The sequence below is a fragment of the Streptosporangium saharense genome (assembly GCF_014203715.1).
GTDB lineage: Bacteria > Actinomycetota > Actinomycetes > Streptosporangiales > Streptosporangiaceae > Streptosporangium > Streptosporangium saharense.
This window is the reverse complement of the sequence record NZ_JACHJP010000001.1, coordinates 145,095-166,078: the sequence shown is the minus strand read 5'-3', so window position 1 is coordinate 166,078 and position 20,984 is coordinate 145,095. Positions and strand designations below refer to the sequence as shown.

Genomic DNA, 20,984 nt, shown 5'->3' with positions numbered 1-20,984 from the left:
GGTGCCAAGCGTGAAGAGTGTCGGTTTGGGCGCGTCGGTGAGCTGGACTGAGGAGTGACGGAGCGAAGCGGAGGAACGACGAGGGAAGTCACCGACTTCGGGCGCCCAAACCCGCGGCGCCGCCAGGCGCCGCAAAAGCAAGCACTGCGGCGCCGTGTATCAGCTATTACGGTCGCACTCCTGCGTACTGACCCGGTTGAACAGCTTGGACCCGTCCTCCGCGTCTGGTGAGATCTCCGCCGCCGTCAGCGCGAAGCCCGTCTCCTGCTGGTCGAGGGCCGCCGCGAACACGACCCCGTACACCCGCCCGTCAGGCGTGAGCAGCGGACCGCCCGAGTTGCCCGGGATGACCCTCCCCCGGATGGAGTAGATGTCCCTGACGACCGTCTTGCGCTCGTAGATGTCGGGGCCCTTGGCCCGCTGCTTGACCCGGATGCGGGCCTCGGCGAGCGTGAAGCCCTCGCCGTGGGGGAAGCCCGCGATGATGGCGTCGTCACCCTGCGTTGCGGTGCCGTCGAAGCGCAGCACCGGCATGTTCAGGCCGGGGACGTACAGGACGGCGATGTCCCGGTCGGGGTTGTAGAGCACGACCCTGGCCGGGTGGTTGTTGTTGAGATAGTCGGTGACCTGCAGGTCCTGGTTGACCCCGGCGACCACGTGGGCGTTGGTCATCACCCTGTTCTGGGAGAAGACGAACCCGGTGCCCTCGATGTGCCTGCGGCAGCTGGTGGCCACGCCCTGGACCTTGACGATGCCCCGGCGGGCCCGCTTGAGCTGGGGGCCCTTGGCCACGCTCTGGTCGGGGGGCGGCACCTCGACGAGCTGGTTGCCGCCGATGGCGCCGAACACCTTGGGGAAGCCCGAGGTGTCGATGAACTCCCTGAACGGCTTCTGGAAGTCCTTGGCGGCGGGGGGCAGCGCCTGGTCCACCGTACTGATCAGCAGGGAGCCGTTGACCTGCTGGTTGAGCACCGTGAACGGCGAGGAGGCGACCAGTGAGCCGATCAGCCAAGCGATGACCAGCACGGAGAAGGCGCTGGCGAAGGTGCCGCCGACCGCGTCGACGACCTTGGCGGGTTCCCAGGTGACATGGCTGCGGACCACCGCGCCGATCGTCGAGGAGGCGAACTGCCCGATCGTCGCGGCGAGGAAGACGATGACGATGGCGAGCAGCGCCCGTTCGGTGTCGCCGTCCACGATGGCCCCGGCGATGGGCGGGGCGATGAACATGCCCAGCAGGGCGCCGCCGACAAAACCGACAAAGCTCAGAGACCCAATGATGAACCCCTGACGGTACCCCGACACCGCAAAGGCCACCATAAGGGCGATCAGGATGAGGTCGAGGAGATCACCACGCACCCCTTTACGGTATCCAGCCGTCGGCCCGCGCGTGCACCCCTTGCCGGAGGTCCCGACGGTTATCGTGGCCGTATGGCAACGATCGGGGGGTCGCCAGCTGTGGAAACGCTCATCGAGACCGCGCTGCGGGACAGGGACCAGGACGGCACAATCCGCTGGAAAGCCATCGCCATGTTGCACGAACGGGGCGATCTGGAGACCTTCACCGCCGCCAGACGGCTGTGCGCGGGAAACACGGTCACCGAGCGGATGCTCGGGGTGGACATCCTCGGCAGACTGCCGTTCGTCGACCGCAGCCTGCCCGTGCTGCGCTTCCTGGCCGCGGCCGAGGACGACTGCATGGTGCTCTACTCGGTGCTGATCGCCTTCGGCCACCTGCGGGACGGCCGCGCGCTGCCCTCGGTCCTCGCGCTGAGCGAGCACGAGGACTCCAGGGTCCGGTACGGCGTCGCCCACGCGCTGCCGAAGATCATGGGCGTTCCACCCGATCCCGCGGGCCTGGCCGTGCTCGAACGGCTGACCGAGGACTCCGACGACGACGTGGCCGAGTGGGCGCGGCTCGGACTGGCGCTCTCCACAGGGCGCGAGGTCGAGGAGAGCGGCTGGGAGGGCTCAGCGCGCGGCGAGGTTGACGACGTCGGGGGGCATGTCCTCGACCCGTGACCTGTCCCAGGGGCGTTCGAAGGCGGAGCCGGTGAGCACCCCGTCGAGCACTCCCGCGGTGAAGCCCCACACCAGCAGCCCGCGCACCCGGAAGGCGGGTCCGGCGAAGCCGCTCGGATGGCGCAGGACGAGGCGGTTGGCCGGGTCGGTCAGTTCGGCGAGCGGGACGCGTTCCACAGACTCGACCTCGTTCGGCGAGGCGGCGTGCACCACGGAGGGGGTGTGCCACCAGCCGACGACGGGGGTGACGCGGTTGTCGCTGCGCCAGATGTACAGCTCGGGCATGGTGCCGACCACGCGGACGCCCGCGGGGTCGAGCCCGGTCTCCTCGCGTGCCTCACGCAGCGCGGCGCCGATCGGGCCGCCGTCGCCGGGGTCGATCCCACCGCCGGGGAAGGCGGGCTGTCCCGCGTGCCTGCGCCCGCGTGAGCTGCGCTGGATCAGGAGCACGTCGGGGCCGAGCGGCCCCTCGCCGAACAGCATGAGCACCGCGGCGTGACGCCCACCGGTCTCCGGTGGACGCAGGGCCAGGGGAACCGGGTTCCCCGCGACCCGTTCGGCGAGCGTCTCCAACCATCCGGGCACTTCCACGGGCACACCTCCGGTCTGTTCCGGTTCTCTGCAACGCGCCGTCCGGCCCGGCGCTTCCCACCGACCCGGCCAAGTCACGAAAAGTCAGGAGAAGGGGCCTGGGCGGACCAGCTTCGCGGCCTGCACGGGGTCGATGGGGCCCGTGCCGTACGACGGGCAGAGGGTGGCCAGGGGGCAGGCGCCGCAGGCTGGTTTGCGGGCGTGGCAGATGCGGCGGCCGTGCCAGATCAGGCGGTGGGAGGCCATCGTCCAGTCGCGCTTGGGGATGAGTGTGCCGACGACGTGCTCGATCTTGACGGGGTCGGTCTCCTCTGTCCATCCGAAGCGGTGCACGAGGCGCTGGAAGTGGGTGTCCACGGTGATGCCCGGCACCCCGAAGGCGTTGCCCAGCACCACGTTCGCGGTCTTGCGGCCGACGCCGGGCAGGGTGACCAGGTCCTTGAGCTTGCCGGGCACCTCTCCCCCGTAGCGCTCGCACAGGGCCTGCGCCATGCCGAGGATGCTGTTGGCCTTGGCCCGGTAGAAGCCGGTCGAGCGGATGAGCTCCTCAAGCTCCGCGCGGTCGGCCCCCGCGTAGTCCTCAGCAGTCGGATACTTCGCGAAGAGGGCGGGGGTGACCAGGTTGACCCGCTTGTCGGTGCACTGCGCGGACAGGATCGTCGCGACCAGCAGTTCGAGGGGGTTGGTGAAGTCGAGTTCGCAGTGCGCGTCCGGGTAGGTCTCGGCGAGGACGCGGTCGATCTGCCGTGCCCGCCGTACGAGACCGAGCCGGGTCTCCGGCTTCCTGGCCCTCTTGACCGATTTGCCGCTGGTCTTGCTCTCTGCCATGCAGGAAGGCTACGCCGCGCGGCGGGGCCCCGGACCCGATCCGGTGGTCGACGTCCGAAGCCCGCGCGTCTAACGGCGGCCGAGCAGTTCGAGGAGGCGGGGGACGGGGATGGCGGGTGAGCGGCGTCCCTCACGGCCGATCATGGTCTCGTAGAAGTCGTCGAAGCGGCTCCACGGGGAAACCCGAGGTCGGGGCTCGGGGGTTGCCGGTCGACGGAGTGTCCGGGACACCGCCAGAGGCTAGGAGCCGTTTGGGGTTCGGATCATGTGGGTGAGGTGAGGAGCTTCAGCCACATGATCGAACCTCGAAGGTGGAGCCCGGCCTCGTAGCTTTCCGGGGCCTTGTCATAACGGGTCGCCAGACCGCGCCAGGACTTGATCTTCTGGAAGCACCGTTCAACGGTGTTGCGCTCCTTGTAAAGATCGGTGTCGTAGCCGACGGGCCGACCGCCCCGGCTGCCTTTCCTGCTGCGATTGACGGCCTGGTCCCTCTTCTCCGGGATGACCGCCTTGACATGGCGTCTCCTCAGATAGGAGCGGTTGGCGCGAGACGAGTACGCCTTGTCCGCCGCCACCGCGGCAGGGCGGGTACGCGGCCGCCCGACCCGGCCGGGAACACGGATCTTGTTCAAGACGGTGACGAAGCGCGGGCAGTCGGCGGCTTGGCCGGGCGTGAGCACGAAGGCCAACGGCAGCCCGGCGGCATCCACCGCGGCATGGACCTTGCTGCTCAACCCGCCTCGGGATCGGCCAAGCCCGGCAACCGCAGCGCGGGCCTTGCGGCGTCGCCGTACGGCGACGCGATCCCAGCCCGACGACGTGTCCGCACCGTCGAGGCCGGGTGTGACCTGCGGCGTATCCCCCGCAGCACCGGCGGCTGCCCCGCCAGCGCAGCCCCCTTTTCCTCGGTCAGCGCCTGCTCCAGCGCATCCAGCGTCTCCCCGGCCACCGCCAGCCCGGCCGAGTCCTGATGCGCCCGCACGATCGTGGAGTCCACACTGACCAGCTCCAGCCCAACCTGCCCCCGCGAGGCGGCCTCGGCGATCAACGCCTCCATCAGCCCCTGGAACACCCCGGCCTTGGCCCAGCCGTTGAACCGGGAATACAGCGTGGACCACGGCCCATACCGTTCCGGGACATCACGCCAACCGGACCCGGTGCGGAAACGCCACAGGATCCCGTTGAACTGATCGCGCACGCGCCGCGGCAGCGGCCCGGTGGCCGCCACCGGCAGATGCGGCTCGATCAACACCCACTCGGCATCGGTCACATCAAAACGCGCCATGCCCGAGTTCTACCAGCCACAGCCAGCCCGTCACCGGGCCCCACCTAGATCCGAACCCCAAACAGGCCCTAGCGGTGAGGAAGAATACTCCGATTGCTCGGGAGTGTCCGTCGAAACTGCAACCTGCGATTATCCAAATCTCCTCACCTGCGGTCGGCCGCCAGCATGCGGCACGTAAAGGTGAGCGCATCAGATATCTGATCGGGTCCGTCGCATTCATAACCGACCGGTACAGGACGCGGCGCTATAGAATTCCCAATGCTCCATCAAGAGGCCACACTTCTGGCGTTCTCGGCGGCCATCTGAACGACATACGCGACCGCTATACCGCTCCCTCTGCGAGGATCGGATCACGGGCCCGCACCGCACCCCCGCCCAGCGTGCCGACGCCCGAAAGGCCTTGAGCGGAAGCCCGCTCAGATGGAAGGGGCGCAACCGGTGACCGCAGGCCCATCGCGTTCTCCGCGACGGGCCTCGCTCCTTCATTCCGGGGCCGCAGCATATTCGATTCAGCGAAAGCGGTGGTCTTTTCCTGACGAACCTGCTGCTCTTTTCTCCGATCGGAAATGTGGGTTGCCTTGCGGGCCTTTGCTCAGCCCTCGTCGTATTCGGCCATCGGAAGTACGTACTCTTCGGCCTGCCGGGCTAGCTGCAGCGCATATGGGAGCGAGAGGGGTTGGTGGTCATTGTGGAAACGGGATTGGTGGGCCAACGCGGCCCAGAGGACCGCTGAGTCCTCTCCGTGTTCGGTGAGACCACCGAGTACGGTGAGTTCCAGAGCCTGGGGGTTCCAGGCGGTCTTCCGCGGCGCGGTCAGCCATTCCGGCCCAGGAAAGAGTTTGCGCAGGCCTCTGGGCAGCGTGCGGAGAATGGGTGGCGCATCGGTCGTGCTGAGAAACACACGCTCCTCCCTCTCTTCGGTCGGCGCGCTCCATAGGCCCGAGGCGAAGCCGGGTTCTCCCCCGCCGGTCGCATGCCACTGAGCGGTCTCCTCTCGGCCGTTGCGATCCCGGACGAGAACCACACGCAGGTCGGGACCGTAGAGGGCCACGGGTTGGAACGGGTCACCGCCGAATTGCAGCTGATCGCAAACAAGACGGCTGTTCCTAAGGAAGGGCCACAGCTGACGGATGTTCGGACTGTTCACCATTAGGAGTGTCGGTCTGTCCCGAAGCCGATAGAGAAGCACGCGGATCTGCTGCTGGACGGTTCGCGCCAGTTTCTCGCTTGATGACTCGTCCTCATCGGCGTCTGGCCGGTACGGCTCCGTGCTCGCGCCAAGGTTCGCCAAAAGGTCGGAATAGGGGATCCACTCCCCGAGTCCCTGATCCCACCCGCGGACGGGGTGCTCATGGGCATCGGGACGGATGCGTACGGCGATCAGCCTGCGTGCCCCGTACTGTCCTTTCCTCCTGGAGTTCTGACGAATCATCCAAAGGCCCGCATATTGTAGATCTGCCGCAACGCCAGCCCCGCATCGGTGCGGGGCCAGAATGTCGGCGCCGAGTTGCCGCAACCCGTCCAGGCATGCGGAGCGGGAGCGGAGGCCAATCCCGACATCCGTCTGCTCCGCGTCCTGGATGAACTGGGTAAGGCGGTGCGCGCGCGCGAATCCGAGCCGCAGCGCGTACTTCGGGTCGACCTCCTTCGAGGGATAGAGATCCTTCTTGTCAATCTCAACGAAGGTGAGCGCCACCCGCCGGGATACGCCATCGGAACCAAATCGTTCCCGTACCTCCTCGCCCCGGGCGCGGACGGCCTCCTGCCACGCCTCGACACCGTTCCCAATGAGTTCTAGCGGTCGGACGAGGCGGTCGACCGGCTCGCAGTGAATCTGGAGCCCGGTGCCGAGCAGATCGCTCATCTCGTTGATCAGGGAGTCTCTCGTCGTCTCGTGCTTCCAGAGGATCTCGACTCTCGGCGGCTCTCTCAGGGCCGCCGAGAGCGCCGCCCTCCGGGCAGCGCGGCGGGTCTCCACTTTGCGCTGGTAGCTCTCTGGATCCTTCGCGAGTTCACCCGGATGGGCTTCAGGAAGCAGAGCGGGTCTCGAAGGCGAGAAGGCCCTCCGCAAGTCCGACACCCGCCGGAGCACCGGGGCGAGCCCTTCCTCTATCCAGGCGTCGATCTCGGCCCGCTCGCCGGGCATAAGGCCTGTACCGACGGCATGGTGCCCCATTCCCGTGCTGAACACGATTCCGGACGCGATGCCCTCGACGCCCAAGACACGGATCTCTGGTGCGGCCAGCAAGTCGGCCGGCGAAGGGTAGTCCCGCATGATGTCGAGACCTCCGAGCAGTTCGACAGGACCGCGCTGCCCCCACCCAAGCTTGCCCGTCTCGTGGCTGTAGCGCATGGTGTTGGGAATGAGGCGACGTCGCTCGCTTGCCAGATCCGCCCAGGGGATCGGAACGTCAAAGAGGACCTTAGCGCCTTGTCCCCGGCGCGGACGGGTGCCGGAAGAGGTCGCCCACCGCCGGAGATGGGTAGAGGTGTGCACCCGGAAGGAGTCGGCGAAGGGCACCGTCTGCACCGTGATCGTGATGACCAGGGAGTAGTACCAGCGGCGCTTTTCCTTGACGTGGAAGAGAGGCGGCCACGAGACCATTTCGGCGCCAGCCTCACCGCTGACCACCCGGAAGCGCAGCTCTCCACCGGCGGTGCGGAAGGCGCGATCCGCCAGCCTGGCCGCGAGCCGCTCTGGAAGGAGCGTGTAAAGCTCTCGCGCGGGCTCTGCGGTTCCGCCGCTGGTCGTGCGCTGTTCCAGCAGGTTCATCGTGGCGACCTCCCAGTGGGGCGGCGCCTCTTCCAACCTCTGGAACGTCTGGTCCACGAGTTGGTCTGCCTCTTGAGCCGGAGCGAGCGACCAGGCCCACGCATTGATGAGGGCCATGACGACATCGTCCGGGATCCGCTCCTGGGCGTGCAAGAGGGGCATGGCCGGACCCGCCAGCCCTCCGGGAGGTCGCGCGATGGCAATCAGGCCAGGGGCGATGGCGCGTGCCGTCGCGCTAAGCGAGCGGACCGGGAGGACAGGGGCGGTGGACCAGCGGCGCCGGTATAGGCCGTGGAGTTCCTCTCCCCACAACTGGGGGAAACGCAGCACCTGATGGACCACCTCCCAAGGGCCGTGGGCGGGATCGGGCTCGTAAGCCGCCATCCGGATCACTGAGTGAGGCATGCCACTGTCCTTTCACCGGTCGGATCATTCAGGCAGCGATCGAGTGGGGCCCACAGCGGGTAAAAGAGCGCTCGAATGATCTGTTGCTCGAGCCTGCCGGGACCCGCAGTAATCTCCGGTCCGCGGAAGGCGGGGTCGAGGACCTCCCAGATGCTGTGCAAAAGGCTGGAGGCAGAGGTTTCGAGATGGCGGTTGCCGGAGGCGGTAAAGGGGGCGAAGGCCGCATCGACGAAGACCGCGTTGGCGGGGACTCCACCGCGGACAAGACGGCCGATCACCTGCCACGTCAGAACGAGCATGTCCCAGGTAACAGTCGCACGGTCGTCGCCGAGTCGACTCCAGGCCAGCGATCGAGCCAGCAGCCGGTACCAGTGCGAACGGGCCTCGGCATGAGCCGCAGACGCGCCCTGGTCAAGGCTCTGTCCGTTCTGAACCCAAGTGGCGAATTCGCCGCTCTCCAGAGCGCGCACCATCCAATCGTTGATCGCGTGAACAGCGAGGCCGAGATCGTCAGGTCGGGGGTTAGGCCGCGCCAGGAAATAGGTCGTGCCGATCGCGGCCTCCAGTTCCTCGTTGAGGATGTTGTGCCCGCGTTCGACCGCAAGGAGGGGCGCCACCAGGACGCGGCCAGGGATCAGCGCCAAGGTGTCTAGATCGCCCCGGCGCAGGACACGGGCATGATGCTCGTCGGCATCCACACCGGTGTCGAGGTCCTCGTCATCGGCTGCGAGCCGGATGACGTCACCCTTCCAGTTAGGCATGGCGTGCAGGGCGTCGGCGACCAGAGTCGCCTCCTCGTAGCTGCCGACCAGGATGAGGAGGTGGCGGCGGAGTTCCGGAAGCCGGTTCAGCTCGCGACTCAGCCTGCTCAGACCGTCATGGTCTGCGGCGCCAAGCATCGTGATCATCTGCCGGAGGACCTCAGGCCGCTGCGTCTCGTTCGTCCCGGAGACGGTGAGAGGACCGCCAACGCCCTGCAGAAACTCCATCCGGAAGCGACTGTCCCGGCTGATGGCCTCGATCTTCGAACACTCCGGCCTGAGGAGAGCTCCCACCGGGACATGGACGTTGTAGCGACTCGACACGCTTGCCCAGCTACTGCCGGACATCAAGATCACATTGGTCCCGGGCAGCCCGTCTACTTCAGCGAGCCCCGGCATGGCTCTCAGGAGTTCCCGTCCCAGCCCGCTGCACCGGAAGTACTGGAGTTCGCCGCTGCGGACGCCGCCCGTGTCGTGGCCGTCGACCAGGAACTGGAAGCCGAGAACGTTGCCCATCGGTGATTCGGGGATCATCGGAGCGTAGTCGCGAGGCGAGCGGTACATCTCATTGAAATCGAGTTTCAGGATCGGTGAGACTCTCGGCCACATCGCGTTCATGAGGGCGAGCTTCGTTTCCAGCAGGCAAAGCAGCAGAGTGAATTCGAAGCGCTTGACCCGGACATCGAGCCATTCCTTGGCGGAGGGCGGCTGCTTCGCCTTCGTGCGGATCCTCAACTCCTGCTGCACCTCGAACGCCTCGTATTCCGCTTGCACCCTCGCGAGTTCGGGAGCGAGGTCAAAGATCCTTATCACCCGCTTAGTGAGGCGTTTCCGGGTTTTCGCGGGGCGTCCCGTGAGAAGAAGGTCGGCCAAGGTGTGGACCAGGCCAGCGGCCTCGCCCTTCGGCTGCGCCTTGTCACCGAAAGGGTTGTCCTTAAATTCGTCGAGCAGCTTCCTCAGACGCTCTCGGGGCTTCTTGTACGGGTCAGGCAAGGCGGGGTCCTCAGGCAGCGGATACCTTTCCTCGACCATCCGCAACTGGAGGGTCCAGGAGTTGAAGTACCTGCCGCGGACCCATTTGCGCAGGCTGGGGTCGCGGAGAAGCATCGGATAGATCCGGTTGACCGCAGCGGTGACGGTGTTTACCGCTGCCGACCACGTCTCGACGTCATGGCTGGAAAGCTGCTCCTGCCTGCCCTCCGCCAGAGTGCTGAGCTTGCGCTGGTTCACGTCCAACAGAAACGACTCTCCGCTGGAACCACCCTCCAGCGTCACGGCTGGCGCGAAGATCCTGTCGAGCTGCATCTGGACGCGGTCGGCCTCGTCGATGATGATCAGGTCGCTGCGGCGGCAGGCGAGTTCCAGGTAACGGATCTGCTCGGCGTTCTGCGGATCCGGCACCGAGGAACTGACGAGGCTCTGTGGGGTGGTGACCCATACGGGCGCGGAGACCAGACGCTGTTCGTCCAAGTGGCGGGGGCATGAGGCCCAGAGAGAGCAGAAGTGCCGGGTCCAGCCCCGCAACATCCGGGTGCAGGGGGCGTCCGTGTACGGGAGCGGCTCTGCCACGCCCTGCTGCTCCCAGCGGAGGGCGTTGATCGAGCAGCTGGTACAGACGCTGGCGAAACCAGGGCCGTCATGGGCTAGGAGGTTCAGGCTGGTCCGACTCGCGAGTCTGCGGTGGAGCCGCTGAGCATGCTGTTCCCGGCTGGACACTCCGATCACCGGGACGGCCGATTCAGGGGCGTAGAGGTTGTAGTCCTCCACGAGCCTCAATTGCTCCGCCACATCTCCCACCACCACCGTGACCCGTCGGCCCGTTCGGGCGAGGTGGACGGTGAGGACGTCCCGCAGCGTGCTCTTCCCCACTCCGACGATGCCGAGAAGGTGGAGCATGCCGGAGACGGTGAACCGCTCGCTCCTAGCGAATCCCTGGGCTCCGGCGGTAAAAAGGCGGATCTCGTCGAGGCGGCCCCTCCACCGCCGATAGCTCACGGAATCCATGTAGTCCGCAGTGCGCTCGAACTCGTCCCAGCCGAAGGTCAGCGGGCCGCACGGACCCGGACGGACGTCAAGGTCGTGGGATGGGATCGGCGGCTGAGACGGCAACACAGGCATAGCAACGCCGGTCTTCGACCGGCCGAGCCAGAACTCGTAGTACCCGGGGGCCGCAATCGGCAGCGGGGCACCCTCGAACGGTGGCGGCGCCAGGAGAAGCGCTTCGTAGACGTCCCAGCGGTCACGTGCCGCTGCGGGGAGGCTGCGGCGTACCGCTGGCGCGGCAGCGGGACTCGCCACGTCGTAGCCTCTGAGCAGCCGCTCGTGGGTCTGATAAGTCTGGAGTGCGGAGTTCCAGGCTTCACGACTCCGGAAGCTCCAGACGCTATGGCGCGCGATGCGGAGAAGCAGCCGATGCTCTGGGGTCGTGACCGTGCCCCACGCCTCGGCGAACGGGTAGCCGCTGAAAATCGCCCAGCCGGTGATGGCTGGGTCGTTCGGGATGATCTTCTCTTGGAGGTACAACCCAATCTCAACCTCGCACAGAGCGCGCAGATCGCTCTCCAGCAGGTCTTTGGACAGGGGTGATTCTCGGAGCTCTCCGAGAATCTCCTTGAGTGGCACGTCCAGGCTACGCATGCGCCAATCCCTCCTCGACCGCGCCGATGAGGGAGCGGAGAAGCTCCGCCTCGGTGACGACCGTCGCGGTCTTTCCCGGCTCCAGATGCGCAGCGAGGGTGGTGAGGTAGGAGGGTCGTTCAGCGACCACTCGATCAGGGATCACTGCGGTCACCGGAGGCCCAGGAAGATCGTCCAGTTCACTGAAGCGAGCTGCAAGGAGGACGGGATCCTCACGGTCGAAAACCTGGAAGACCGGCCCGTCCACCGGGTGGGTCGTCCGATGAGCGCCAAGACCTCCCTCCACCAGCACGGTGGAGACGCCGGCTCCGTGGAGACGCCGGAGGAGATCACTTTCGACCTGACCTGGCAGCGCCATGAAGAGCCGCAATGGGGCTCGGAGCAGCAGCGAGTCGTGGAAGCCGTAGAGGGTCGGTGCGTCCATGAGCCCGCAATAGCCGGTCTCGCACCGCCAGGTCTCCTCCTCAGCCCGTCCCACCTGGAAGGCCGGAAACCGGCACCGGGCACACTCGGCAAGGAACCGTTCGCCCATTCCGCGCGTTGCGAAGGCCGTCGGCGCCTCCTCGTATAGCCACCGCAAACGCCGTAGCAGCGCCGACTTCCGCCGATGAGAGGACAGCGCTCGGCCCCTAGCCGGGGAGATGATGATGTTCTCGCTGAGGAAAGCCCTGCACTCGGCGAAGTGCTCCGCAGAGCGGCAGCCCTCGGCGATCTCGGCTAGGAGCAGCTCGGCTTCCTGCTCCAGGACTCCCGAGGGCCCTGCGGAGGCCGCCTCCGCGCAGGTCCTCGTCGGAGTCCGCGTGGCCAAGTCGACCAGAGGGATGGTGATGCCAACGGGCGGGACGAAGGGCCAGCGGGCGGGGTCTCCGAGGCGGGCGACCAAATCGGGAACGCTCGTCGGCGGATCGTCTCCCCGTCTCAGACAGTCCAGCACGATCCGGTCCAGCGTGAGCTGGACCAGCGGCGGATAGGGCAGTCGCAATGAGTCCGTCCTGCGCAGCATCATCAGCTCCATGACAGCACGGGCAGCCGCGAAGAATAGGTGATCTTGAGGCTCGTTCATGTCTCCGCTCCTGACGTCGAAGCGGCCGAACACCAGCGGGCAACCTCGCAGCGGCCGCATTCGATACCAGGCCTGGGCGCGTAGTCCCGATCGGCGTGCCACTCACGCAAATGATCTTCTAGGACCTGTCGAGCGGTAACCTGGACGCTCATGGTGAACGGATCGAGGATCTCGAGGTCGACACCATCCGGATGAAGGATCTCCAGCTCGACTCGGGACCTGGTACGGCTTCCCCCCAGCTCACCGCGTGCGAGCAGAAGGATCGCCAGTGAGAGCTGCGGGTTGTCCTCCAGCAGGTCGACAGTTCTCCTGCAATCTCGGCTCCTCGTCTTGACCTCCCGCCACACCCACGAGTCGCCATCGAGGTAGAGCAGGTCCGGAGTGGTGATCACGAAGACGTCGGCATTCTCGTCATGGAAGGTCAGCGTCGGTTCGACCTTCGCCGAGCCGGTCCGAGCGTGCAGAAGCGGGCATACCGCGGCATGCTGGCGCAGCAGCCTCGCGCCGAGCAGCCGTTCGTTCTCAGGCAGAACGAAATCGACGGCGTTCCACTGCTCCGGAACGGCGGGATCACAGGACGGCGCCGCCGGGACACGATGACGGTCCGCGAGGAAGTGGTGGATCGCCCGTCCCCGGTCCGCACTCGCCGAGTGATCGATCCGGTGATCCTTCGGCAGGTTCAACCGGCGGAGATGATCGCGTGCCGGGCAGGCCCGATAGGCACGTCCGTTCGACGGCGACCATGTTCTGCGCGGCTGCGTCCGGTCGGTGATGCCCAGCAGCCCCGGGGCCCGGGGCAGCGCAGGGCATGCCGCGGTGTACTTGCAAGTGACACAGGCTGAGCCCGGGCGATAGTCGTTGTTGTCGACGGCCTTTTCCAGGCCGCTCCGCCCATGCTCGTCGAAGAGCATCTGCGCGTCCTGCGGAGATCCTGAGAAAAGGGGTTCGACCTGGCCGTCTAGCAGCCCGAACTGCAAGACCCGGACGTGCTCAGGGAGCGGCCCCGGCGAGCCCGTCGCGGCGACGAGCGCGGCCACCGAACGTTCCGCGGAGTTCTTGAGGCGGCTGATCCGGTACACCGGAAGCCGCAGTTCACGGATGCGATTGTCGGGCGAGGCCAGACGGCGCCCCCACGCGGTGATTTCGTAGCGCCGGGCGGACCGATGGTCGGGATCGCGCAGCTCGACAGTCCTGGTCCAAGGGGCGTACACCGGTTCCAGGCCGGATTCCGCTCCCGCCGGGAAAGCCCTGCGGTACATCGTGAGCGCGTGCTCCGTCCACGCTCTGAGCCCGTCGTGCATCGGCCGGCCACGGCGTACTTCCAGAAAGGGGAAGTCGGCCTGATCCAGGGCGGCCATGAACGGCCCGAGGGCGAAGTCCTCCAGGCGATCCGGTTTGCGCGGCGGCGGCACCACCGGCTCGAGCAGGCGCGCCTTCATGGCAGTGCTGGCCGGACAGTGGTAGTTCCCTGAGGCGAGAGTGGCCATGGAGACCCGGATCAGACCGCTGAACGGTTTCATGCCCTCGGGAGGGTGCCAGCTTGACATTCTGCACTCACCTTTCAGTGGATATCAGCCGGGCTCGCCCCAGGAGGCGGCCCTGAGGATCGGGGGACCCGGTGCGCGTCGGCACGATGATTGGCAGCCGTTTCCGCCTCGACAAAGAGCTGGGCAGCGGCTCCTGGGGCCAGACCTTCAAGGCCCGGGACCTCATCACAGGCGCGGATGTCGCGGTGAAGATCCAGCACCGGCGCAGTTTCGACACCACTCAGTCTTTCGAGAGCTCGCGCGCAGACTTCGAAGCTGAGGGGAAGAACCTGGTCCAGCTGAGGGGGGTCCGTGGGGTACCGGAGTGGGTCTGCGAAGGCGACATCGGTGAAATACCAGGAGAGAAACGCCGCTACATAGCCATGGAGTTGTGTGCGGGCGGCAGCCTGGAAGGCTACATAGAGGTGGGAAAGGCGACGCTGACCTGTGTAGCGGCTTCGGTCGCCGGTCAGCTCAGCGAGATCCTGGCCGAAATCCATCGCAAGGGGCTCGTGCACCGGGACGTCAAACCAGAGAACATCCTGATCGAGCCCGACGGGGAGGTCCGTCTGCTCGACGTCGGGCTGGCCTGCCGCGTGGGGGAACTTCCTCCGTCCGCGTCGGGAACGGAGGGCTACTCCGGCCCCGAGCAGTTCAGGAAGGACGAGCCGACCCGGTTCGCCAACGACGTCTTCGCTTTGGGGTGCGTTCTGTTCGACATGCTCGTGCAGGTCCTTCCCTACGACGGCAACGCAAGGACCGCGAAGCCCGGCGACCCGCAATTCCCTCCCGGGACGCTCGACGGAGTCCACCCGGTTCTCAAGGAGCTCGGCCTCGCGATGATCAGCCCGAATGCGGCGGACCGTCCCACAGCGGATGCCGTGCTGCGCGCGTTGGGACCTGTGCTCCCGGCTCCCGGCAGTCTGCGGCCCGCGAAGGTCAGGCCGCCGGATGTCACCCGCTGGTACCGCAAAGGCCCAGGCGTAACGGCCGACACTCATTGAGGAGAGGGTCACCGGGCCAGTTCCTCAAGCATGGTCTCGACCGCATCCGCCGACTTCCGGTGCTCGGCGTCGAGCGTGTCGTTGATCGTCTGGAACAGTGCCTGGGCACGGGTCAGCGTACGGCGGGCCTCTTCGATCAGGCCCGAAGCGACCAGCGACGGAGCGAGTGCGGCGAGGGTCCTCGCCTCGTTCCGCGTGTACCCGAGATGCCTGTACCACTCCGCTGCTGTACGAAGGTCCTCCATGGCCTCAGCTCCGGCATCCGTCGCCAGCCGTAGCAGCGCGCGGCCATACAACGCGCTGGCCAGTCCTGCCATGTCCGTCGTCTGGCTGAAGGCATCGATGGCCTCGTCGTAATGTTCACGCGCGGCGGGGAAGTCTTCGCGATCCAAGTGGATCTGGCCTAGCCAGTGCAGCGAGATCGCGGCGCTGGCGAGGTCACCAAGACCTCGAAGCTGCGGCAGCGACTCCTCGAACAGCCTCTGCGCCCTCTGGTAGTCGCCCGACTCCACGCAGAGGATCGCCAGAGCGTTCTGACTCAGCGAGATGTCGCGGGGCTCGCCGCCCTCTTCTGCCTTCCGAAGCGCTGACTCGGCGTTGGCCATGGCGAGGTTCGGTCGGCCCTGCGAACGGTAGGCACCGCCGAGGAGACGATAGATCATCGACTGCTCACAGAAGGAGGCCGATCCGTCTGCGACGTCCCGGATCTCCGTGAGCATCCGAACGGTTTCCTCGTGCCTGTTCGTCCTCCATTGGTAAGGAACGAGGACCAGGGCCAGTTGTCGAGTATGCCGGTGGAGTCCGAATCGGAGGGCGGACGTGAAAGCGCTGGCCAGAGTCTGATACTCGCGTTCGAACCACTTCATGGCCTCCGGCACGTCGCCGATGGCGGATGCGGGGAACTCCTCTCTGTACTCGGTGTACTCGGGCCGTCCGGGCGACAGGAGCCGGTCGCAATGACGCGCGCCGTGCAGGAGGAAGTCGAGGCAGCGCGTGAGTGTCCGAACTATCTCTTCTTCGTCCTGCTCCTCAATGTGCGACTCGGCATAGCTGCGGATCAGTGAGTGCAGGGCGAATCGACCCTCCAAGGGCTCCTCGATCAGATTCGCCGATCTGAGCTCTTCGAGCTCTTGGATCCAGGACTCATGACCCGACCCGCCGATGAGCACGGCGACTGCCGACCTGCTGATCGTCGGACCGGGATGGACGGCAAGCCGCCAGAACAGCCCCTTCGCGTCGTCGGACAGCCTCTGATGGGCACTCGCGAACACCGCCTCGACGTCGAGTCGCTCGTCAGAGGAGTCGTAGCGGAGCTTACGCAGCCTGGATGTCGTGCCCTCAAGAAGGGTCTTCGCCTGTAGGAGGGTATGACTGCCGTCTTTGACCAGGGATCCGATGATCCGCAGAGCGAGCGGAAGACAGCCGGAATGTTCAGCGACTTCGCGCGCGATCGCCAGATTGGCGTCGATAGTGATGCCCCCGGTCTCCGCAAGGAGCTTGACCGCCGAGTGGAGCGCAAGCGGAAGCAGCCGTATGGAACGGGCGCCGGGGCGAACGGTCAGGCCTTTGAGATCATCGTTACTGATCACCAGGGCCGCGGAGCCACCGCCCTGGGCAGGAAGAAGCGGGCGCACCTGCGTCGCATCACGCACGTTGTCCAAAACGACCAGCACCTTCTGCCGACTTGTGGCCTTCACATACGCCTCGACTAGATCGTCCATGGTGGAAGAAGCTGGCTTGACCATGAGCCTGTCCAGGAATTCAACCAGAATCGCAGCGACCGGCTGACTGCCCGAATAACTGTTGAGATCAGCCCTGAGCACGCGATCTCCGAATCTATGCGCTACTTGTTCGACCCAGGTCCGAGCCAACGCAGACTTGCCAACTCCGGGCATTCCGGATAGGACGACGACTTTCGGCGGCGCGGAGGAACCGAGAAGAAAGAGATCGAGAAGAAGTATCTGCTCTTCTCGCCCAATCAGGGATGATATTCCGGTCGGACGCTTCGACAAGGACTTCATGATCGGAGAGAACGATTCCGAGGCGCCGACCCCCTCCCGCAGGTCTTCCGCTTCCCTCCTGATCTTGTGGAGCCGAACGTCATTGGGCCAACGGGCGAGCGGCTCCTCGACCCGATCCAAGATCGTCTTAACGTCTCCCAGATCCACCAATGCGCCAAGATATGAGTGCCAACTCTTCAGCCATTCAAGATCAAGGCGTATTCTCTCGTCGGCGAAACCAGCACTGGTGATGTCAGAGAGAGGGGATCCACTCCACTGGGCGAGCGCGCTGCCGAGAAGGTCAACCCGGACCTCTCCGGTCGCCCCGTACGCCTTGTCGCAGTATCTGCGAAACCTCTGGTAGTCAATGGCAGCGAGAGGGAGCGAGAGGCGACATTCGCCGAATTCATTCCGTTCTGGGACAATTCCCGGAGCAGCAGTGCGAAGCTGCGAGTTGTACTGCCGAAGCCGGTCTCTGGCCCGCTCTGCGGTCACGGTGCCGCCCCACAGGAGCCGAGATATGTGCTCATGCCGAGCACTGGCATTCTCACTCGCGGCGAGCGCGACGATATAGAGGCCCTGCATGCTTTCCGCACGGATCGCAATACGCTCGCCATCGGCGAAAACCCCGAAGTTGCCGAGAATCCTTACTGAGATGCTCATCAATGATCGCCCCTCGATCACCTGTTTCTCTGTCAGACCTCAGCATGCCAGGTCGGCCGGAAGGAATTCTCACGACTCGCTCATGACCGCACGCGACAGCAGAGTTCGCCTCTGCCAGCATGAGTGATGTCCGGGAAGAACGAGCAATCAAACCCGGACTGTCCAGTAAATAGGTTTTGTACCCGAAAGTGCATCCTCAGGAAGACATATCGGGCACAAGGCTGAAGAAAGGAACGATCATGGGAAAGACGTATTCAAGGCCGGGACGTGAGCTCCGTGCATCCCGTAGGCGCCGCCCGTCCTACCCGACGACCAAGCCGCGTCCGGCGCCCAAAAAGTCCGGCGGCGAGACCACGCCCGGCACTTAACAGCAAACCGCTCTTCGCGTTACTCAACCCGACTAGCGCGACAAATCGCCCATAGAAAATAGTGGCCCCGGATTGACCGATCCGGGGCCACTACGCAGTTTGCGGAGTTCGGCCGTGGAAGCCGCTTGGTTGTCTGTGTCATCGCCATCATGTGGTCCATTCGAGGAAGTCGAGCCAGATCCATGGTCGCGACCGCGATCCATCGGGTTCCCGGTCGAACCGGTGAGGGCATTTTCGGGGGCGGTGAGCGGCATTGGGTGCCGTTGCGGCGGAGCCTGTCAGGGCATCCTCAGTTGAGGCTCCGCACGAAGGCAGCGTAGATTTACTACGGAAAGACCCTCCGGCGTCAGATACTTCGCAAACAGGGTCGGTGTCACCGGGATCATGACTCATTTGGCTAATCGGCGGTAGCGGATGAGGGCCATGGCGATAGTGACGAAGAACGCAAAGTGGCCTGCTCGGCGTTCGTAGCGGTGGTGCAGGCAGCAACCGGACAGACAGAAGACGGTGCGCTCGACGATCCAGCGGTGACGGCTGGGTCTGCGGCTGAATTCGATGCCTCGGCGGGCGATGTACGGGACGATGCTGCGGCTGCGTAGAAAAGCCCGCAGATGGGGATATTCGCAGCCTTTATCGCCGTGCAACCTGGCGGGTCGGCGCCGTCGTGGCCCGTGCTGGGAGCGGATCGGCGGGATGCTCCGTATCAGCGGCTCCAAGGCCAGACTGTTGTGGATGTTGGCGGCGCTGATCGCAACAGCGATCGGCAGGCCCGTATGCCGCCGACAAGGTGGATCTTCGACCCGGGCTTGCCACGATCGATCGAGCTGGGACCGGTCAGATCCCCTCCTTCAAGTGCGCGCACGCTGACCGAGTCGATCGCACACCGCGACCAGTCAGGCTTCCCTGCGGGAGCCGAGTTCATCCAGCAGGAAATGGTACAGTGTGGCCCATACCCGCGCTTAGCTCCACTCGGTGAAGCTCCGGTTGACCGCCTGCCATCAGGCGCACCCAGTCATGGCCACATACACGATCGCCGCCATGATCACACGATCATCGACCCGCCGCCGTCCACCGCCTTGCGGCCGTGTCGGCACAGACGGAACCACCCGCTGGAACAACTCCCGCAACTCACCGGGCACCAGTCGTTGAAAGAACGCATCCACGAACGGTCTAACGACTGACGCCAAATGAGTCACGGTCTTACCGCGTCGTTCAAGGAGGAGACGTCGTACCAGCGGCCATGGTGAAGATCGATGCGTTCGCGGATTAGCGGTCGCCGAGCAGGTCGAGGAGGCGGGGGACGGGGATGGCGGGTGAGCGGCGGCCCTCGCGGCCGATCATGGTCTCTGCGGCCAGGAGGGCGTTGAGCACGGCTTCCTCGACGGCCTCGACGACGGCCTCGTAGAAGTCGTCGAGGCGGCTCCACGGGATGAACCGCATGGTCTCGTAGACGGCCTCCTCCCCGGGGAAACCCGAGGTCAGGGCGCCAGGATTGCCGGTCGAGAAGGCAAGGAAGATGTCGCCGGAGAAGTGCGACCCGGTGGTTCCGGTACGGGCGAGGCCGAGCGGGACCCTGCGGGCAAGCGCCGTGCACTGCAGCGGCAGCAAGGGCGCGTCCGTGGCGATGACGACGATGACGGAGCCCGCCCCCGCCGGGGTGTCATGCGCCTCCATGGTGTCGGCGTCCGTGAACGACCTGCCGACGGGCACGCCGCAGACGGTCAGCTCCTTACGGCCACCGAAGTTGGCCTGGAGGAACGCCCCGACCGTGTAGGTGTCGGAGCCATACTCGACAAGCCGGGAGGAAGTGCCGTTTCCGCCCTTGAAGCCGTAGCAGTTCATCCCGGTTCCGCCGCCGACCGAACCCTCGGCGACCGGGCCTGGCCGGGCCGCGTCGATGGCCGCCACCGCGTGCTCTGGCCGTACATGAGGACCGTTGATGTCGTTGAGGTAGCCGTCCCAGGTCTCGGCGACCACCGGCAGCAGCCACTCGGCGGCGACCTCGGGCTTCTCCCTCGCCACCCAGTCGATGACCCCGCGATGACAGGTGCCGACGGCGTGGGTGTTGGTGATGAGCACCGGCAGCCGCAGGGAGCCGGTCTCGCTGAGCCAGGAGGTGCCCGTCATCTCGCCGTTGCCGTTGAGCGAGAACCACCCCGCCGCGCACGGCACCTCGAAGTCAGCGCGCCCGCGGGGCAGCAGCGCGGTCACGCCGGTGCGCACCGACTCCCCCTCGATCAGCGTGGTGTAGCCGACCTCGACCCCGGCAACGTCGGTGATCGCGTTCTCCGGTCCCGTACGGCCCGGCAGCGGTAGGCCGAGTTCGCGCGCCCGTGTCATCGTTCGTCAGGTCCTTCCAGGTTCTCCAGGTCGCAGCCGGTCACGTCGGCGGCGTAGGTCAGCAGCAGACGCTCGGCCTGCCCGGCGTCGAGGGTGGGTACGGCCTGCGTGACGTGGAGACCGAGACCGTCCTCCAGCATGACGAGGTTGCGGGCGAGGGTGACGGCGTCACGGGTCAGCGTGAAGGCCCCCGTCGCGGCCCCGGCCTCCAGGATGGAGGCGTACAGGGTGACCTGCCGTTCGCACAGCCGGATGTGCTGGGCGGAGTAGGCGGGGTCCCTGCGGGCGTAGGTGCCCAGCTCGTACAGCAGGACGCACAGCTCGTCGTCGCTCCCGGCGGGCAGGCCAGAGCGGATCATGCCGAGCAGTCTGCGTCTCGGGTCAGGCTCCTCCGAGGCCGCCCGCTCCCGCTCCACGCAGAACCGCTCGACCGCCTCGTGCTGCACCTCCCTCAGCAGGTCGGTCAGCGCCGGGAAGTAGTACAGGACCGATCCCGTCGACATGTCCGCCTGCTCGGCGACGTCCCGCAGGCGCAGGTCGATGACGCCGTGCCGCAGCACCGCCTGGCGGGCGGCGGCGACGAGCTCGGCGCGCTTCTCGTGTGCTCGGCTAGGTCGTGCCATGCCGGTGATTCTCTAGACATCGGTCAAAGAACGCAACCGGGGAAGCCGTCACAGAGCTTTTACACGGATGTGTATTGACGTACACCCCGCGGAGT

Annotated in this window: 13 protein-coding genes and 2 pseudogenes; 2 read left to right on the top strand and 13 right to left on the bottom strand. The window is 66.0% G+C overall.

Features of this window, described 5'->3' with window-relative positions; genetic code table 11:
• Window positions 1-159: 159 nt before the first annotated feature.
• Window positions 160-1,359 (bottom strand): MarP family serine protease, encoded by a 1,200-nt coding sequence (locus tag FHS44_RS00780; protein ID WP_184711910.1) that lies wholly within the window; start codon window positions 1,357-1,359, stop codon window positions 160-162.
• Window positions 1,360-1,458: 99 nt separating this feature from the next.
• Here FHS44_RS00780 and FHS44_RS00775 point away from each other — a divergent pair, with 99 nt between their 5' ends.
• Window positions 1,459-2,022, top strand: a complete 564-nt coding sequence (locus FHS44_RS00775; protein WP_312863487.1) for a HEAT repeat domain-containing protein — start codon at window positions 1,459-1,461, stop codon at window positions 2,020-2,022.
• Here the strand turns inward: FHS44_RS00775 and FHS44_RS00770 are convergent.
• The 8 genes and pseudogenes from FHS44_RS00770 to FHS44_RS00735 form a co-directional block, all read right to left on the bottom strand.
• Complete coding sequence (locus FHS44_RS00770; protein ID WP_184711908.1) at window positions 1,972-2,613, bottom strand: NUDIX hydrolase; 642 nt, start codon at window positions 2,611-2,613, stop codon at window positions 1,972-1,974. The two genes, FHS44_RS00775 and FHS44_RS00770, sit on opposite strands and share 51 nt — an antisense overlap.
• A gap of 84 nt (window positions 2,614-2,697) precedes the next feature.
• A complete protein-coding gene (gene nth, locus FHS44_RS00765; protein WP_184711907.1) occupies window positions 2,698-3,441 on the bottom strand; it encodes an endonuclease III in 744 nt (247 codons plus the stop codon).
• A 69-nt stretch (window positions 3,442-3,510) separates the two neighbouring features.
• Window positions 3,511-3,672, bottom strand: coding sequence for a hypothetical protein (locus FHS44_RS00760; protein ID WP_184711906.1), 162 nt, complete (start codon window positions 3,670-3,672; stop codon window positions 3,511-3,513).
• Window positions 3,673-3,704: 32 nt separating this feature from the next.
• A pseudogene (locus FHS44_RS00755) lies at window positions 3,705-4,726 on the bottom strand (IS5 family transposase).
• 592 nt (window positions 4,727-5,318) lie between these two features.
• Window positions 5,319-7,883 carry a pPIWI_RE module domain-containing protein gene (locus FHS44_RS00750; protein WP_246435150.1) on the bottom strand — a complete coding sequence of 855 codons (2,565 nt, stop codon included), beginning with the start codon at window positions 7,881-7,883 and terminating at the stop codon, window positions 5,319-5,321.
• Window positions 7,884-7,888: 5 nt separating this feature from the next.
• Window positions 7,889-11,302, bottom strand: coding sequence for a pPIWI_RE_Z domain-containing protein (locus FHS44_RS00745; protein ID WP_184711904.1), 3,414 nt, complete (start codon window positions 11,300-11,302; stop codon window positions 7,889-7,891).
• Window positions 11,295-12,365 (bottom strand): pPIWI_RE_Y domain-containing protein, encoded by a 1,071-nt coding sequence (locus tag FHS44_RS00740; protein ID WP_184711903.1) that lies wholly within the window; start codon window positions 12,363-12,365, stop codon window positions 11,295-11,297. Before FHS44_RS00740 ends, FHS44_RS00745 begins: the two co-directional genes overlap by 8 nt.
• On the bottom strand, window positions 12,362-13,885 hold the full coding sequence (locus tag FHS44_RS00735) for a PD-(D/E)XK nuclease family protein (protein ID WP_184711902.1): 1,524 nt from the start codon (window positions 13,883-13,885) through the stop codon (window positions 12,362-12,364). The genes FHS44_RS00740 and FHS44_RS00735 overlap by 4 nt, the downstream gene beginning before the upstream one ends.
• A 98-nt stretch (window positions 13,886-13,983) precedes the next feature.
• Between FHS44_RS00735 and FHS44_RS00730 the strand changes: the two genes are divergently transcribed.
• Entirely contained in the window at window positions 13,984-14,895 is a 912-nt protein-coding gene (locus tag FHS44_RS00730; protein WP_184711901.1) for a serine/threonine-protein kinase, read from the top strand.
• Between the two features lie 8 nt (window positions 14,896-14,903).
• Here the strand turns inward: FHS44_RS00730 and FHS44_RS00725 are convergent, their stop codons facing one another.
• From FHS44_RS00725 to FHS44_RS00710, 4 genes and pseudogenes are all read right to left on the bottom strand, one after another.
• Window positions 14,904-17,558 (bottom strand): AfsR/SARP family transcriptional regulator, encoded by a 2,655-nt coding sequence (locus tag FHS44_RS00725; RefSeq protein ID WP_184711900.1) that lies wholly within the window; start codon window positions 17,556-17,558, stop codon window positions 14,904-14,906.
• A 757-nt stretch (window positions 17,559-18,315) separates the two neighbouring features.
• Window positions 18,316-19,089, bottom strand: a pseudogene (locus FHS44_RS00720) (IS5 family transposase).
• A 103-nt stretch (window positions 19,090-19,192) separates the two neighbouring features.
• Complete coding sequence (locus FHS44_RS00715; protein WP_184711899.1) at window positions 19,193-20,266, bottom strand: DmpA family aminopeptidase; 1,074 nt, start codon at window positions 20,264-20,266, stop codon at window positions 19,193-19,195.
• The gene (locus FHS44_RS00710) at window positions 20,263-20,889 is read right to left on the bottom strand and encodes a TetR/AcrR family transcriptional regulator (protein WP_184711898.1); all 627 of its coding nucleotides are present in this window, start codon (window positions 20,887-20,889) and stop codon (window positions 20,263-20,265) included. The genes FHS44_RS00715 and FHS44_RS00710 overlap by 4 nt, the downstream gene beginning before the upstream one ends.
• Between the last annotated feature and the right edge of the window lie 95 nt (window positions 20,890-20,984).